Source organism: Candidatus Thiodiazotropha sp. AKIB8 (assembly GCF_058244675.1).
Genome location: NZ_JBSYOO010000027.1, coordinates 24,979 through 41,584 on the forward strand (window position 1 = coordinate 24,979; position 16,606 = coordinate 41,584).

At 49.8% G+C, this 16,606-nt stretch carries 15 protein-coding genes; 12 read left to right on the top strand and 3 right to left on the bottom strand.

Annotation, left to right across the window (positions count from 1 at the left end; genetic code table 11):
• Window positions 1-68: 68 nt before the first annotated feature.
• The gene (dctP, locus tag AC4IFB_RS05530; protein WP_490777083.1) at window positions 69-1,067 is read right to left on the bottom strand and encodes a TRAP transporter substrate-binding protein DctP; all 999 of its coding nucleotides are present in this window, start codon (window positions 1,065-1,067) and stop codon (window positions 69-71) included.
• A 309-nt stretch (window positions 1,068-1,376) separates the two neighbouring features.
• Here dctP and AC4IFB_RS05535 point away from each other — a divergent pair, with 309 nt between their 5' ends.
• From AC4IFB_RS05535 to tilS, 5 genes are all read left to right on the top strand, one after another.
• A complete protein-coding gene (locus AC4IFB_RS05535) occupies window positions 1,377-2,906 on the top strand; it encodes a malonate--CoA ligase (protein ID WP_490779612.1) in 1,530 nt (509 codons plus the stop codon).
• On the top strand, window positions 2,903-3,337 hold the full coding sequence (locus tag AC4IFB_RS05540; RefSeq protein ID WP_490779613.1) for a YiiD C-terminal domain-containing protein: 435 nt from the start codon (window positions 2,903-2,905) through the stop codon (window positions 3,335-3,337). The genes AC4IFB_RS05535 and AC4IFB_RS05540 overlap by 4 nt, the downstream gene beginning before the upstream one ends.
• A 74-nt stretch (window positions 3,338-3,411) precedes the next feature.
• Complete coding sequence (locus AC4IFB_RS05545) at window positions 3,412-3,663, top strand: zinc ribbon domain-containing protein (protein WP_490779614.1); 252 nt, start codon at window positions 3,412-3,414, stop codon at window positions 3,661-3,663.
• A gap of 85 nt (window positions 3,664-3,748) precedes the next feature.
• On the top strand, window positions 3,749-4,708 hold the full coding sequence (gene accA / locus AC4IFB_RS05550) for an acetyl-CoA carboxylase carboxyl transferase subunit alpha (RefSeq protein ID WP_490777087.1): 960 nt from the start codon (window positions 3,749-3,751) through the stop codon (window positions 4,706-4,708).
• Between the two features lie 16 nt (window positions 4,709-4,724).
• Window positions 4,725-6,062, top strand: a complete 1,338-nt coding sequence (gene tilS, locus AC4IFB_RS05555; protein WP_490779615.1) for a tRNA lysidine(34) synthetase TilS — start codon at window positions 4,725-4,727, stop codon at window positions 6,060-6,062.
• Window positions 6,063-6,096: 34 nt separating this feature from the next.
• On the opposite strand, the gene trxA is transcribed toward tilS, so the two are convergent.
• On the bottom strand, window positions 6,097-6,960 hold the full coding sequence (trxA, locus tag AC4IFB_RS05560) for a thioredoxin (protein ID WP_490777089.1): 864 nt from the start codon (window positions 6,958-6,960) through the stop codon (window positions 6,097-6,099).
• Between the two features lie 209 nt (window positions 6,961-7,169).
• On the opposite strand from trxA, the gene trxC reads away from it, so the two are divergent.
• The 4 genes from trxC to greA all read left to right on the top strand — a co-directional run bounded on the left by trxC (window position 7,170) and on the right by greA (window position 13,011).
• A complete protein-coding gene (trxC, locus tag AC4IFB_RS05565) occupies window positions 7,170-7,613 on the top strand; it encodes a thioredoxin TrxC (protein ID WP_490779616.1) in 444 nt (147 codons plus the stop codon).
• Between the two features lie 219 nt (window positions 7,614-7,832).
• Entirely contained in the window at window positions 7,833-8,975 is a 1,143-nt protein-coding gene (gene carA, locus AC4IFB_RS05570; protein WP_490777091.1) for a glutamine-hydrolyzing carbamoyl-phosphate synthase small subunit, read from the top strand.
• A gap of 321 nt (window positions 8,976-9,296) precedes the next feature.
• Window positions 9,297-12,503: a carbamoyl-phosphate synthase large subunit gene (gene carB, locus AC4IFB_RS05575; protein WP_490779617.1), complete on the top strand. Its 3,207-nt coding sequence runs from the start codon at window positions 9,297-9,299 to the stop codon at window positions 12,501-12,503.
• Between the two features lie 31 nt (window positions 12,504-12,534).
• Window positions 12,535-13,011, top strand: a complete 477-nt coding sequence (gene greA / locus AC4IFB_RS05580) for a transcription elongation factor GreA (RefSeq protein ID WP_490779618.1) — start codon at window positions 12,535-12,537, stop codon at window positions 13,009-13,011.
• A gap of 81 nt (window positions 13,012-13,092) precedes the next feature.
• On the opposite strand, the gene yhbY is transcribed toward greA, so the two are convergent.
• Window positions 13,093-13,392: a ribosome assembly RNA-binding protein YhbY gene (yhbY, locus tag AC4IFB_RS05585; RefSeq protein WP_490779619.1), complete on the bottom strand. Its 300-nt coding sequence runs from the start codon at window positions 13,390-13,392 to the stop codon at window positions 13,093-13,095.
• A 148-nt stretch (window positions 13,393-13,540) separates the two neighbouring features.
• On the opposite strand from yhbY, the gene rlmE reads away from it, so the two are divergent.
• The 3 genes from rlmE to AC4IFB_RS05600 form a co-directional block, all read left to right on the top strand.
• Window positions 13,541-14,161 carry a 23S rRNA (uridine(2552)-2'-O)-methyltransferase RlmE gene (gene rlmE / locus AC4IFB_RS05590; protein ID WP_490779620.1) on the top strand — a complete coding sequence of 207 codons (621 nt, stop codon included), beginning with the start codon at window positions 13,541-13,543 and terminating at the stop codon, window positions 14,159-14,161.
• 192 nt (window positions 14,162-14,353) lie between these two features.
• Window positions 14,354-16,276, top strand: coding sequence for an ATP-dependent zinc metalloprotease FtsH (gene ftsH / locus AC4IFB_RS05595; RefSeq protein WP_490777096.1), 1,923 nt, complete (start codon window positions 14,354-14,356; stop codon window positions 16,274-16,276).
• A 46-nt stretch (window positions 16,277-16,322) separates the two neighbouring features.
• The coding region (locus tag AC4IFB_RS05600) for a hypothetical protein (RefSeq protein ID WP_490779621.1) at window positions 16,323-16,606 on the top strand (284 nt) is incomplete at its 3' end.

Genomic DNA, 16,606 nt, shown 5'->3' on the forward strand with positions numbered 1-16,606 from the left:
TGCGAATCATGCAGATTACAGGAAACAGTAGACCTTCCCTTCAGTCAGGGAAGGTCTATACAACTCGACTATTCGACAGACAGAGCCATGTCCAACAAGCCTCTTCCACCTTCTACATTGTCAGCAAATGCTTTGTAGCTGGAGGTGTCGGCGATATCACGCCAAAGGGCTGCTTGTTCTGCACTCATTTCAACAACCTTTACGCCAGCTTTCTTATAGGCATCGATCAGTTTTTGATCTGCGCCTTTAGCTGCGTCGGAAGCAAACTTCTCTGCTTCATCCGCAGCTTTCTGCAACTCTTTCTGTTGCTCAGGTGTTAACTTGTCGAAACTCTTCTTGGCCATAAGAATAGGTTCATACATGAACCACAATGCGTTTGCACCTGGCGCGGTAAGACACTTCACCTGCTCATAGATTCGATAGGAGACAAGTGAGGATGATGAAGTATTGGCGCCATCTAAAACACCTGTCTGCAGACCTGAGTAGATCTCTGAAGAGGGCATTGAGGTGATGGTCGCACCAGCAGCTTCCAGCATCTGGTTGAAGGCCTTGCCTGCTGCACGGAACTTCATGCCTTTAACATCTTTAGGTTCGAGGATACACTCGCCTTTAGAGACAAAGCCGCCAGCGAGCCAGGTATCAGCCAGAACCATAACGCCAGCTTGATCCATGACCTTCTTGATCTCTTGCATAAAAGGAGAGTCATTTAAACGTAATGCATGATCATGATTTTTAACCAGTCCAGGCATCAACGTCAGATTGAATTCAGGATGTCGGCCACCAGCATAGGCCAACGGAAAAGCGGTGATATCGAGCCTTCCTTTGGTCATGGCACCCCACTGCTCTTTAGGTTTGTAAAGGCTCTTGCCTGGATAGACTTTGATCTTAACGCCGGTATCATTGTCATTCATATGACGGGCAATGATCTGAACCATTTCATCGCGGATGTCACCTTTGCCACCAGGCCATTGGTGAGAAGCCTTAAAGTCCACAGCGGATGCGCTGCCGCCAGCCATAGTGAGACCTGCTGCCAGAGTTGCAGCGGTCAGTAGCTTTGATACGTACATGGGGTATACTCCTTGCTGTTTTAGATTTGTGATTATTGAAATTTTCCAGTTGAACTTAAGAGATGTTGTGCAGATACTTAAGATCTGCTTAAGATCTTCCTTTTTTGTGTGCGGATCGCACCGGGTTGCGCAATGTCACGATGATCGTTTTACCTATATAGTACGAGAACGTGAAGAGAGCAAAATCCTCCATGGCCTTATAGTTATGACCGTGTTCCTTTGTTTTTTTAATTCAACAGCCTAGAGCAATGGCCCATAATCTATAGTCCGTTATCATACCAGTCAAGCCGCTTTCAGTTATTTAATGATATGAAAAACCAAAATCTATATCTTCGACTCGTTGGTGATCGCTTTCTCGATGCGGGTGATCGTCCCTTTCTATTAACGCCAGGCAGACCCCCTCTGTTGTACTCGGAATTGGATGAGTTCGCAGGAAAATATGCCACGCGACTGTTGCAACTCGGCGTCACACCAGGCGACCGGGTTATGGTTCAAGTGGATAAATCCCCTGAATCAGTACTGCTCTATCTTGCCTGCTTGAGAGTTGGTGCAATATACATCCCTCTCAATACAGCTTATACGTCAGCTGAAATCAGCTACTTTATGAGCGATGCAAAACCACAGCTTTTTGTCTGCCAGCCTGAATCACAAAAAACACTTTTAGGTTTAGCTCAAGAGTGTGACGTGCCTCACATACGCACAATGGATAGTGAGGGTGCTGGTGATCTTTTAGAGGGCCTTGAAGAGTTAGATGCCTCGGCAGAAGTTGTAGTGAGAGAAGCTGATGAATTAGCCGCCATACTTTACACCTCAGGTACGACAGGTCGATCCAAGGGAGCTATGCTGTCCCATGATAACCTTCGGGCGAATGCAGAGGTGCTACATGACTATTGGCATTGGCATGACGAAAAAGATGTTTTGTTGCACGCCTTGCCTGTGTTTCATGTTCATGGTCTTTTTGTCGCCCTGCACTGCGCACTTCTTGGTGCTTCCACTGTACACTTTTTAGCTAAGTTCGATCAGCAGCAAGTGATAGAGCGTCTTCCGGATTGTTCCGTGATGATGGGGGTGCCAACCTTTTACACTCGCCTGCTGAGTGATCCCAGATTAACCCCTGAATTATGTAACAGGATGCGACTGTTTATTTCTGGTTCAGCGCCGTTGCTTGCTGAAACGCATCGTGAATTTGAAGCGCGAACCGGGTTTCGCATTCTGGAACGCTACGGTATGACTGAGGCTGGAATGATCACCTCCAATCCTTACGACGGTGAACGTTTGGCTGGTACAGTTGGCTTCCCGCTTCCTGGGGTCTCAGTGCGTATTGCCGACAATGAAGGCGGTGAATTACCTCGTGGTGAAACAGGTGTGTTGGAGTTAAAAGGGCCAAATGTTTTTAAAGGTTATTGGCAAATGCCGGAGAAAACCGCAGCAGAGTTTCGTCAGGATGGGTGGTTTATTTCCGGTGATAACGCCATCATGGATAGAGAAGGTCGCATTAGTATAGTTGGACGAGCAAAGGATCTGATTATTTCCGGTGGCTATAATATCTATCCAAAAGAGATTGAGTCTGAGATTGATGAGATCCCCGGTGTCGATGAATCTGCTGTTGTCGGTGTACCTCATCCTGATTTTGGTGAAAGTGTGGCTGCTATAGTGGTGGCTGATGGGAGTCGTGATCTGAGTGAGCAGGATATCATTGAGCCATTGCAGGGACGGTTAGCTCGTTTCAAACAACCCAAGCTTGTATTTTTTGTTGATGAGTTACCCCGTAATACTATGGGGAAAGTTCAAAAGGCGCAGTTGCGTGATACTTATAAAAGCAGTTTTTCAAATTCATGAATAAATCAGAGCTTGAAGGGAAAATCAGAGAAGGTATTCCTCTATCGGAACACATGGATTTTCGTGTGCTTTCCCTGTCAAAAAATCGCATCACGGTTTTTGGAAGGAGTGAGCAAAACCAAAATATTCATGGAACAGCTTTTGCCGGATCACTCTACGCCATTGCCACCCTGGCAGCCTGGGGATTGGTGCAATCACGGCTACCTGCTAATAGCGATTTGGTTATGGCGACAGGTGAGATCAACTATCTCAAGCCAGTGGTTGGGGATATTGTTGCCGATTGCCAAATTGACAAAGATGAGTTTGAAACATTCCTTTCAGGTTTGAAAGAGAAGGGTAAGGCTCGTCTTACGGCAATATCCACGATACCTTGTGAAGATGGTAATGGTGCTGAATTCAAAGGACATCTTTACGCGAGATTGGTGGATTAAATGATCCTGATGGTGTTTGTTGCATGATCTATTTACCCCGGCAAAAAATATTTTGACCACAACTGGAGAATCCTATGCCTACTTATGACTATAGATGTGAAGCCAACAGCCGGGTGGTTGAGGTCAGCCATCGAATGAGTGAAGAGATTCTCAATTGGGGTGAGCTCTGTACTAAGGCTGGTATCGAACCGGGTGATACACCCTCTGAGAGTCCGGTTAAACGACTCGCTACCGGAGGAAATGTAATTATTGGCGGAGTGAGTAGTGATGCAGTGCCGCCATGCGCCACTGGTGGCTGTCCAAGTGGGGGTTGCGGGGTAGGCTGAGATTGGCTTGCTCCAATCAGTGATGATTCCGTAATACCATCCACTAGACTGTTCTAAAGAGATTGTTTCCGGTATATTTCGCCCCATGGATCTTAACTTTCTAGAATTTGAACAACCTATCGCAGAACTTGAGGCGAAGATCGAAGAGCTTCGTCTGGTGGGCAGCGATAATGAAATTAACATTCAGGATGAGATCACGCGACTGGAGAAGAAGTGTCAGTCCCTCACTGAGACGATCTTTTCCAACCTCAAGCCATGGGATATTTCCCAGCTCTCCCGACATCCCCAGAGGCCTTACGTCCTCGATTACATCGACCGTATCTTCGATGAGTTCCATGAACTGCATGGTGACCGGACATTTGCTGATGATCACGCCATTGTCGGGGGAATGGCCCGTCTTGAAGGCCGTCCAGTAATGGTGATTGGCCATCAGAAGGGGCGCGATACCAAAGATAAGCTCTATCGCAATTTTGGTATGCCACGTCCCGAGGGCTATCGCAAGGCATTGCGTCTGATGGAGCTGGCGGAACGGTTCAAACTGCCGATTCTTACCTTCATAGATACACCCGGAGCCTATCCTGGTGTCGGTGCGGAAGAGCGTGGCCAGAGTGAGGCAATAGCGCGTAATCTTAAGATTATGTCTGGTTTGCGCACGCCAATCATCTGTACGGTGATCGGAGAGGGTGGTTCAGGTGGTGCTTTGGCTGTTGGTGTGGGTGACCGCGTCATGATGTTGCAGTACAGCACCTATTCAGTTATCTCCCCAGAGGGTTGTGCTTCAATCCTATGGAAGAGTGCGGAAAAGGCACCATTGGCTGCAGAGGCCATGGCCATCACCTCTGATCGACTGAAAGAGCTGGGATTGGTGGATGAGATCGTTTCTGAACCCTTGGGTGGTGCTCACCGGGATATAGAAACGATGGCAAAGAGTCTCAAGCATGCCCTGCTGGAAGGTATTGATAATATCACCAGTATGGCAATTGATAAGCTGCTTGATACCCGCTATCAACGCCTGATGCAATACGGTCAGTTCTCCGGGGAATAACCCTTCGGGATCCCCTGTGTCCCTCTCTGTCGATCATCTGAAAGATACCCTAACCAACCTGCCTCAGGCAGGTTGTTGCCATCTGGCATTCAGTGGTGGAGTTGATTCCTGCGTTCTGCTTCATCTGTTATCTGAGTTAAGATCCCAGCTACCTTATCCGCTGCGCGCCATTCATGTGCACCATGGACTGCAGCCGGGGGCGGATGCCTGGCAGAAACATTGCGAACAGGTATGCGCAGAATATGATATCCCTCTGGATACGCTGACCCTGGAATTGACGCCACAAAAAGGTCAAAGCCTGGAGGCCCTGGCTCGGGAAGCTCGCTATCAAGCTCTTTCTCAGCAGCTGAATCCAGGGGATCTGCTGCTCACCGCCCAGCATCAGGATGACCAGGCAGAGACACTCTTGTTGCAACTTCTCAGAGGCAGTGGTCCAGCTGGCTTGGCAGCTATGCCGATGATTGCCGAATTTGGAAGTGGCTGGTTGGCAAGGCCGTTGTTGCAAGAGTCAAGGGAGTCAATTGAGTGTTACGCAATGGCCGCGGGATTGCGCTGGCAGGAGGATCCCTCTAATCAGGATCAGCGCTTTGATCGCAACTTTATCAGGCATCAAGTAATGCCTCTATTGCAGACACGTTGGCCAGCGGCAGCGGTAACACTGGCACGGGCCGCACGTTTCAGTGGTGAGATGTTGAGCCTGGCTCAGGAAGAGATGGAACTGGAGTTGGCCCGGGTTCGTTGTGCAGAGACAGGGAAGCTCTCCATCAGTGAATTGAAAGCGATGTCATCGATCCGGGTGAGGCATCTGCTACGTCACTGGATTGCATCCAGCGGGGCGCCTCTGCCTAATTCGAAAAAGTTGATGCGAATCGAGCATGAGTCGATACATGGGCGCAGTGACTCAACACCATTGGTGGCCTGGAGAGGCTGGGAAGTGCGTCGATACCGGGATGATTTGATCCTGGCTCCAAGCCGTTTAGCGCAGCCTCTGCCCACCCATATTCCCTGGCTGGAGAAGCAACAACTGCAATTGCCTGATGGCATGGGGTCTCTGATCGCTTCATCAGCTGAAGGTGGGTTGGCAAATCACCACTGGCAAAGCGCAGATATTGAAGTCAGGTTTCGTAGAGGTGGGGAGCGCTGTCGGCCCGTTGGGCAGGAGCACCATCGGCCTTTAAAGAAACTGTTCCAGGAGTGGGGCGTTCCACCCTGGGATCGGGATCGCATCCCCCTGGTCTACCTGAATGGCGATCTTGCCACGATACCGGGACGCATTGTCTGCCACCAGTTTGCCGCTGCCAAAGGGGAAGAGGGTATTCATGTTCATTGGCAACGAGCCGAGGATAGTGAGTAGGCCAGGTGACTACCCTGGCCTGGCCAAACTTTTTTTAATGTAGAAAATTGAACATCCGATTGCGGTAGCGCTTTACCAACGGCCCCTGTCCACCAAGCATTTCAAAAACTTTAAGCATCTCTTTTTGGGCAATATTGTCGCCATAGCTGCGATCTTTCTGCAAAAGAGTCATCAGCAGTTCCAAGGCAGCCTCATGGTCGTTCTCCATGATTTTATGAGAAGCCAGCATATGAAGCGCTTCACTGTCTGCGGGATTCTCCTGCAGGCGTTTCTCCAGCTCCTCTATTGGTGGGCTATCTGCAGCGGAGCGGTCAAACTGGATTTTGGTGAGCATGGCGACCACCTCCGGTTTCTCCCTCTCTTCATCTGGCAGAGCCATGAGTATGTTCTCAGCTTCTTGCAGCTTTCCAATAGTAGCCAGGTAGCGGGAGAAAGCGAGCCGGATTCTTGGGTTTTCAGGATCGTTGTCACTGGCTTGCTTGAGTAGTGTGCCAGCACCATCCGCATCTCCTTGAAGCAGTAGGGCTTCAGCCTGCTCTACCAGTCCATCAGACTCTCTGGGGATATATTTGTCGAGAAAGTTGCGAATCTCAGTTTCAGGCAGAGCCCCCATAAACTCATCCACCTCCTGACCTTGGAAAAAGAGTTTTGCAGTAGGGATGCTGCGAATCTGGAAGTGCCCGGCAAGGGGTTGCTGCTGTTCAGTGTTAACCTTGGCCAGCAGGAACTTGCCTTGGTACTCATCAGCCAGCTTGGCAAGTATCGGCATCAAGGTTTTGCAGGGATTGCACCATTCTGCCCAAAAGTCGACCAACACTGGTCTCTCCATTGAGGCAGCCAAGACCTGTTGCTGAAAGTTTTCAGCAGTAGCATCGAAGATGTATGGTGAATCCGCCATGTTCAGCTCCCGTATCGGTTATCGCGAGGTAGTTCAAAGGAGCGCCATTATACTGAAATCTCGTTTCGATATGAGTCTTGAAATTATCATCGACAGCCCCATTTCCTAAGAGGCCCTGATTGGTCGCCTGCTGCCGGAGCGTTCAATCAGTCGAAGTATCTGAATTAAGGGCACCTCTTAACCTCTGATGAAGATCTGGATGAAGTGAAATGAGTGATGCAAAACATGTTGTCTGTCCCCACTGTGATGGGATTAATCGTCTACCGCTCAGCAGGGCAGGAGAGGATGCTAAATGCGGGAAATGCCACCAGCCGATCTTCTCCGGGCAACCTCTATCTTTGAATGAAAGCCGTTTCAATCGCTATGTCCAGAAGAACGATCTGCCTCTGCTGATCGATTTCTGGGCGCCATGGTGTGGGCCCTGTAAAATGATGGCCCCAGCTTTCGAGGCGGCGGCAAAGCAGTTGGAGCCAGATATTCGTTTAATCAAAGTGAATACCGAAGAGGCCCAGCAACTGGGAATGCAATATGGCATACGCAGTATCCCGACTTTGATGTTGATCGATCGTGGGCAGGAGATCGCAAGGCAGGCGGGTGTGATGGATCAGAATGGCATAGTGCGCTGGGTGAAGGGTGTACTGGCCGGAAGGTGATCCAGTAGCTGCTCACTAAAACCGGATCAATTAAATGCTCAATTTGTGGGATTTCATGAATCAAGCGGATAGACAGCTTTGCCCTCGATAACGTACAATATCCGACCATCATTTCAGGGTCGAATTGGTAAGATTCGGTTCTGAAGAATACTTTTGCTAATTCTCGGGGCAGGCACTTTGTGGTCTGCCCCTTTTTGCACGCCTGTAACGGAGAGATTCTTGAGAAAACCAGCAGTTCTGGTCCTGGAAGATGGCAGCCAATTCAGGGGTGAGGCCATCGGTGCTGAAGGACATACCGTCGGAGAGGTTGTTTTTAATACATCCATGACCGGCTATCAGGAGATACTGACCGACCCCTCTTATCGTAAACAGATAGTCACACTGACCTATCCTCATATAGGTAATACCGGTGTTAATCAGGAGGATGAAGAGTCTGATCAGATTCATGCAGCCGGCCTGGTGATCCGTGATCTGCCACTGATTACGAGTAATTGGCGCTCTGAAGAGTCTTTGGAGGCCTATTTGCAACGCAGTGGTGTGATCGCCATTGCCGATATCGATACCCGTCGCCTGACCCGAATTCTGCGGGAAAAGGGTGCCCAAAATGGCTGCATTATTGCCGGCGACAATCCTGATCTCTCCACTGCTTTGAAATTAGCGCAGGAGTTCCCTGGATTGAAGGGGATGGATCTGGCGAAAGAGGTAACCACTGAAACAGGCTATGACTGGTCTCAAGGGACCTGGTCGCTGGAGGAGGGGTTGCCTGAAGCTGTGTCAATGGATTCGGAAAAACTCCCATACCATGTGGTTGCCTACGACTATGGTGTCAAACGCAATATTCTGAGAATGCTGACTGACCGGGGTTGCCGCATTACAGTTGTTCCAGCGAGCACACCAGCCGAGGATGTGCTGGCGATGGAGCCTGATGGTGTATTCCTGTCAAATGGTCCAGGAGATCCTGAGCCCTGTGGCTATGCCATTGAGGCGATCACTAAAATCGTTGACACCAGCCTGCCGGTATTTGGAATCTGCTTGGGACACCAGCTGCTGGCCCTCGCCTCAGGTGCAAAAACCGTGAAGATGAAATTTGGCCACCATGGAGCCAACCACCCGGTACAGGATCTGAAAAAAGGGAATGTGATGATCAGCAGCCAGAATCATGGCTTCGCTGTTGATGAGGAGAGTTTGCCATCGTGCCTGACTCCGATCCATCGCTCCCTGTTCGATGGTACCTTGCAAGGCATACACCGTACCGATAAACCTGCATTCAGCTTTCAGGGCCACCCGGAAGCCAGCCCAGGGCCGCATGATGTGGCGCCTGTGTTTGATCACTTCATCGAATTGATGGAAGAGAGCAGATAGACACGCGGTCTATTCAAGGAGAGGCGGGAAAAGCTATCTCCTCAGGCAGATTTGAAGTGAGTTGAGAAGTAGTGACGAGTTGTGGGAACTGAACAGATCGATGCGGAAAACAGAGCGCTGTTGGAACCTGAAATTTGTCAGCATACGCGTAATATCGTTATGCCCAGGTGATGAAATTTCTTCGATTAACAGGGCTGAACATTGCTTTACCGCTGAATATTAGTACCCCGTTTTCTGTTGTATACGGGGCTGTGTAGCGAAATGACAATGTATCGGTAATCTAAATATCTATTTGCGTTTTATTTGCGGACTGATGAATTAATGCCAAAACGTACAGACATAAAAAGCATCATGATCATAGGCGCTGGCCCGATTGTTATCGGTCAGGCTTGTGAGTTCGATTACTCTGGCGCTCAGGCCTGTAAGGCTCTGAAAGAGGAGGGATATCGGGTAATTCTGGTGAACTCCAATCCGGCCACGATCATGACCGATCCGGATATGGCTGATGCCATCTATATCGAGCCCATCACCTGGCGCACCCTTGAGCGAATTATCGACAAGGAGCGGCCCGATGCCCTGCTGCCGACCATGGGTGGACAGACTGCACTCAACTCTGCCCTTGACCTGGTGCGTGAAGGGGTTTTGGAGAAGTACAGTGTTGAGATGGTTGGTGCTTCCCGGGAAGCGATCGACAAGGCAGAGGATCGTGACCTGTTCCGCAAGGCGATGCGCAAAATCGGCCTGGATATGCCCCGCTCTGTGATTGCTCACAGCCTGGAAGAGGCGAAGCAGGTTCAGGTGCAGATTGGTTATCCCGCGATTATCCGACCCTCATTCACGATGGGGGGCAGCGGAGGTGGTATCGCTTACAATCCCGAAGAGTTTGTGGAGATCTGCGAGCGTGGTCTCGACCTCTCCCCTACCAGTGAATTGCTTATCGAAGAGTCGATTCTTGGTTGGAAAGAGTATGAGATGGAGGTTGTTCGGGATAGAAATGACAACTGCATTATCATCTGCTCAATAGAAAACCTGGATCCCATGGGCGTGCATACCGGTGACTCCATCACCGTGGCACCAGCACAAACTCTGACCGATAAAGAGTATCAGATCATGCGCGACGCCTCTTTGGCGGTGTTACGCGAGATCGGAGTTGAGACTGGTGGTTCGAATGTACAGTTCGCCATCAATCCTGAAAACGGTCGCATGATCATCATTGAGATGAATCCACGGGTCTCTCGTTCCTCGGCCCTGGCATCCAAAGCCACAGGTTTCCCGATAGCCAAAGTGGCTGCAAAACTGGCAGTAGGTTATACCCTGGATGAGTTGCAGAATGAAATTACCGGTGGGGCAACACCGGCATCATTCGAGCCGAGCATCGACTATGTCGTGACCAAGGTACCCCGGTTTGCATTTGAAAAATTTCCCCAGGCCGATGATCGCCTCACCACCCAGATGAAGTCAGTGGGTGAAGTGATGGCAATAGGTCGTACCTTTCAGGAATCGATGCAGAAGGCATTGCGTGGGCTTGAGATTGGTAAGTACGGCCTGGATGAGGTGCTAGACCTCAGTGAAGAGCATGTCAAAGACACCCTGGTGCGTGAAATACGACTGCCTGGGCCTGAACGTCTCTGGTATGTGGCAGAGTGTTTTCGCTTTGGCATGAGCCTGGAAGAGATCTTCGATATCTGTGCCATTGATCCCTGGTTTCTGGTGCAGATTGAGGAATTGATCAATCTTGAGCGTGAGATCTCCGGACAGGGGATCGAAGGTCTGGATGAGTCGCGGCTGCGATTTCTAAAGCGTAAAGGCTTCGCTGATCGGCGTATCGCAGAACTAGTGGGTGGCAGTGAGTCGGAGATTCGCCAGCTTCGTCATGACGCCGGGATACGACCGGTCTTTAAACGTGTTGATACCTGTGCTGCAGAGTTTGCCACCAGCACTGCCTATATGTACTCCACCTATGAGGAAGAGTGTGAGGCGCAGCCAAGTGATCGGAAAAAGATCATGGTACTGGGTGGAGGTCCAAACCGTATTGGTCAGGGAATCGAATTCGATTACTGTTGTGTACACGCGGCATTTGCAATGCGTGAAGATGGTTATGAGACCATTATGGTCAACTGTAATCCCGAGACTGTATCTACCGATTACGATACCTCAGATAGACTCTATTTTGAGCCTCTGACCCTTGAGGATGTTCTTGAAGTCATTCATAAAGAGCAGCCTGCCGGTGTGATCGTGCAATATGGTGGCCAGACGCCATTGAAGCTGGCAAACGATCTGGAAGCTGCTGGCGCGCCGATTATCGGTACAAGCCCTGATTCCATTGATCTTGCAGAGGATCGTGAACGATTCCAGCAGCTGGTGGAAAAGCTCAATCTGAAACAGCCGCCAAACCGCACCGCCCGGGATTCGGAGAGTGCCGTTCAACTGGCGGAAGAGATCGGTTATCCCTTAGTGGTACGTCCCTCCTATGTTCTCGGAGGACGGGCCATGGAGATTGTCTATCGTGAAAATGAGCTGCGTCGCTATATGCGCGAAGCAGTGAGTGTTTCCAATGACTCTCCGGTATTGCTTGACCGCTTTTTAGATGACGCTATTGAAGTTGATGTCGATGCCATCTGTGACGGCAAAGATGTACTGATAGGCGGCATAATGGAACATATAGAGCAGGCTGGTGTTCACTCTGGTGATTCTGCCTGCTCCCTTCCTCCCTATACCCTTTCCGCTGCTATCCAGGACAGGATGCGTGAGCAGATGCGGAAAATGGCTCTGGAGTTGAAAGTGGTCGGGTTGATGAACGCCCAGTTCGCGATCAAGGATGAGCAGATCTATCTGTTGGAAGTCAATCCAAGGGCTTCCCGTACAGTTCCATTTGTCTCTAAAGCCACTGGATTGCAATTGGCGAAAATTGCTGCCCGTTGTATGGCAGGTACCAGCCTCAAAGATCAGGGCATCACCAAAGAGGTCATACCCGAACACTATTTTGTTAAAGAGGCGGTCTTTCCTTTTGTCAAATTCCCAGGTGTCGATACCGTACTCGGGCCGGAGATGAAATCAACCGGTGAAGTGATGGGAGTTGGTGCTACCTTCGGTGAGGCGTACAATAAGTCGATCATGGGTGCGGGTTATCAATTGCCTCAAGGCGGTAAAGCACTACTCAGCGTTCGCAATGCGGATAAAGCCAGGGCAGTTCAGGTTGCTCAGGATCTGGTGGAATTGGGATTTTCCCTGAGCGCCACCGGTGGCACCTGTCAGGCATTGCTGGATGCCGGGCTTGAGTGCACGCGAGTGAACAAGGTGATGGAAGGCCGGCCGCATATTGTCGATTCCATCAAAAATAAAGAAGTCAGCTTTATTATCAATACTACTGAAGGCGTGCAAGCGATTGCAGATTCGTCAGAGATAAGACGTACGGCACTTCAGCACAAGGTTAACTATACCACTACGATTTCAGGTGCTGAGGCGACCTGTCTGGCCTTGAAGCAGTTGGATGAGCTGAATGTCAACCGGCTTCAAGACCTCCACTAGTAGTGATCAGTTGTAGAGAGGAAAGAGTTCTATGAACAAGGTACCGTTGACAGCTCAGGGCGCCGCCAAGTTGCAAGATGAATTGAAGCAGCTGAAAACAGTTGAGCGACCAAAGGTGATCAAGGCGATCGCTGAAGCGAGAGAGCATGGTGATCTTAAGGAGAATGCTGAATATCATGCAGCTCGTGAGCAGCAGAGTTTCATCGAAGGTCGGATCAAGGATATAGAAGGTAAACTCTCCAATGCACAGATCATCGATGTCACAACACTGAATGCCGGAGGCAAGGTGGTTTTCGGCGCGACAGTAATGGTTCTGGAATTGGATAATGATGAAGAGTTTACCTACCAGATCGTGGGTGAGGATGAGGCGGATATTAAACAGGGTCTGATTTCAGTCAGTTCACCAATTGCCAGGGCTTTGATCGGTAAACAGGAGGGGGATGATGTATTTCTCAATACCCCAGGTGGAGCGAGAGAGTTTGAAATTCTTGAAGTGCGTTACGAATAAGAAACTGCACTATAATCTGCGCCCTGTTGTGTATAGCCACAACCAGATGGATGGCTGAACACAATATCCCCGAGCCACTGATTAGTTGAGGATGATTCGGTTCTTCTTTTTCTTCGGGTTAGCCCGATAAAAAATCGCTACCCGTCCAATGATTTGTACCAACTCAGCAGATAAGCGCTCTACAATGTTGGCGCTCAAAGTCTCACGATCACTCTTATCAGCACCCGCAAGTTTAACCTTGATCAATTCGTGATGATCGAGGCTGATCTCGATTTCGTTGATGACGCCATCGCTGAGACCGTGTTGGCCAATGATGACCACAGGTTTCAAGTTATGTGCGAGCTTCTTTAGTGATTTGGTCTGATCTGAGGTAAGGGGCATGATATTGATCGTGTCTCATTGGGGAGGCGGATTCTATCCCGATTTCTCGCTGGTAGGAAGGCCTCATTGGGTTGGCAGTTGGATAGTCACTGTTGATTTGGCAATTTTAAGCCATTATTAGGGTTGTAGTTACAGGTAAGAAGGCGATATGAAACGCAGTAAAAGCAGTCGAAAGTGGCTCGACCGTCATTTTAACGATGCCTATGTCAAACAGGCGCAAAAGGCTGGGTATCGCTCCAGAGCTGCATTTAAGCTCCTGGAAATTCAGGAAAAAGATAGAATTATCAAACCGGGTATGAGGGTGGTTGACCTGGGCGCGGCTCCTGGGGGTTGGAGTCAAATTGCACGGGACCTGGTTGGTGAAAAAGGAGAAGTGGTGGCTCTGGATATCCTGGAGATGGATCCCATTGCCGGTGTTCACATCATTCAAGGCGATTTTCGGGAACCGCAACCCCTTGAGTCATTGAGAAATTATCTGGACGGAGAACCAGTCGATCTTGTAATTTCCGATATGGCACCCAATGTTACGGGTATAAACAGCGTTGACCAGCCGCGGGGGATCTATCTTTGCGAACTGGCTCTGGAATTTGCTCGGGAAACCCTGAAGCCAGGTGGCAGTTTTGTGGTTAAAGTATTCCAGGGCACTGGTTTTGATGACTATTTAAAAGAGATGCGAAGCGCATTCTCGCGGGTTGTCAGTAGAAAACCCGATTCTTCCCGGGCGAAGAGCCGGGAGATCTATTTAGTAGCAGGGAACTTTAAGATGTAGTACCGTACCAACCAGTAAGCCCTACAAATCAGTTGTTTGCACAATTTTATTCGGGTTTTTGACAGAGTTTAGATGGTGTTACCTGTCAACGAATAGAGAGGTCATAGACCATCCTCCACACGGATGCCAGTGTGGCTAGAGATAACCGGCTCTGCCGGAGTGAGATCAAGAGGTTCTTACGTTTTGAACGACATGGCAAAAAATTTAATTCTCTGGGTAGTGATCGCCATCGTACTGATGACGGTCTTCAATAATTTTTCAGCTACCCAACCCAAGGCTCAGCCGATGAGCTATTCAGAATTCATCTCCAATGTGAAAACAGGGCAGGTGAAGGAAGTTGAGTTCAGTGGCAGTGGCCGTGATATCAGCGGAACGCTCACCTCAGGGCAAAGGTTTTCAACCTACAGTCCTGGGGACGATATGCTGGTGAGTGACCTGCTCAACAGCAATGTTGAGATCGTTGCCACGCCTCCTGAGAAACCATCATTGTTGATGAATATTCTCATTAACTGGTTCCCTCTTTTCGTGTTGATCGGTTTGTGGATCTTCTTCATGCGACAGATGCAGGGTGGTGGAGCTGGACGAGGGGCGATGTCCTTCGGTAAGAGCAAAGCCCGCATGCTCAGCGAGGATCAGGTAAAAATTACATTCGGTGATGTGGCTGGTGTGGAAGAGGCCAAGGAGGAGGTTACCGAGGTGGTCGACTTTCTGCGTGATCCTTCCAAGTTCCAGAAGCTTGGCGGCAAGATTCCAAAAGGTGTGTTGATGGTAGGCTCACCGGGTACGGGTAAGACGCTGCTGGCGAAAGCCATCGCCGGTGAGGCCAAGGTACCTTTCTTCACTATTTCCGGTTCAGATTTTGTTGAGATGTTTGTCGGTGTCGGTGCCTCCCGTGTACGTGACATGTTCGAACAGGCGAAGAAGCATGCGCCCTGCATCATCTTTATCGATGAGATAGACGCTGTAGGACGTCACCGTGGCGCTGGTCTCGGAGGCGGACACGACGAACGTGAGCAGACCCTGAATCAACTGCTGGTTGAAATGGATGGTTTTGAAGGTAATGAGGGCGTCATCGTGATTGCCGCAACCAATAGGCCTGACGTTCTCGATCCTGCGCTACTTCGACCGGGACGTTTTGACCGCCAGGTGGTTGTTCCTCTGCCTGATGTGCGTGGACGTGAGCAGATTCTTAAGGTGCACCTGCGTAAAGTCGCAGCTGCAGACGATGTCAAACCGGCGATTATCGCCCGTGGTACACCAGGATTTTCTGGCGCTGATCTGGCCAATCTGGTGAATGAAGCTGCACTGTTTGCTGCTCGTGCCAATAAAGCACTGGTGGAAATGATTGAGTTGGAGAAAGCTAAAGACAAGATCATGATGGGTACTGAGCGTCGTACCATGGTGATGAGCGAAGATGAGAAAAAACTCACCGCTTACCATGAGTCCGGTCATGCCATAGTTGGTCGTCTGGTGCCCTCTCACGATCCTGTCTACAAAGTAAGTATCATTCCCAGAGGACGCGCTTTGGGTGTAACCATGTTTCTGCCTGAAGGCGATCGATACAGCTACAGCAAACAGCATTTGGAGAGTCAGATCTCCAGCCTGTTTGGTGGACGTATTGCTGAAGAGTTGATCTTCGGAATTGACAAGGTGACTACAGGCGCCTCCAATGACATCAAACGCGCCACAGATCTGGCACGTAGCATGGTCACCAAGTGGGGACTGTCTGAGCGTCTTGGTCCGTTGATGTATAGCGAGGAAGAGGAAGAGGTTTTTCTTGGACGTTCGGTAACACAACACAAGAATGTATCTGACGACACTGCCCATACCATTGACGAAGAGATCAGAAGTTTTATCGATCGCAACTATGAAAGAGCAGAGAAGCTCCTCAATGATAATCTTGAGAAGTTGCACATGATGGCTGATGCGTTGATGAAATATGAGACCATCGATACGCAACAGATCAACGATATCATGGATGGCAAGCCACCCCGTCCACCTAAGGATTGGGTAGATGATGACTTGGATTCTGATGATGATGTCAGGCCGTCAGGTGAGTCCCCATCCTCCGATGACGTATCGGGAACGATTGGTGGTCCAGCAGGACAGCATTGATTAAATGAGTAGCCTGGAAGAAGTGGAGCGTAATCCGGGGTAAAAAGTGCAGGCCAGACAACCCCGGATTCCGTTGCACTTCATCCAGGCTACAGACAAAGTAGCCTGGATGGAGCGAAGCGTAATCCGGGAAAAAAAGCAGACCAGTCTAACCCAGACTCCAATACATCCCACCCAGACCACAGACCATGTAGCCTGGATGCAGCGAAGCGTAATCCGGGAAAAAAAGCAGACCAGTCTAACCCGGACTCCATTACACTCCATCCAGACCACAGACCATGTAGCCTGGATGCAGCGAAGCGTAATCCGGGAAAAAAAGCAGACCAGTCT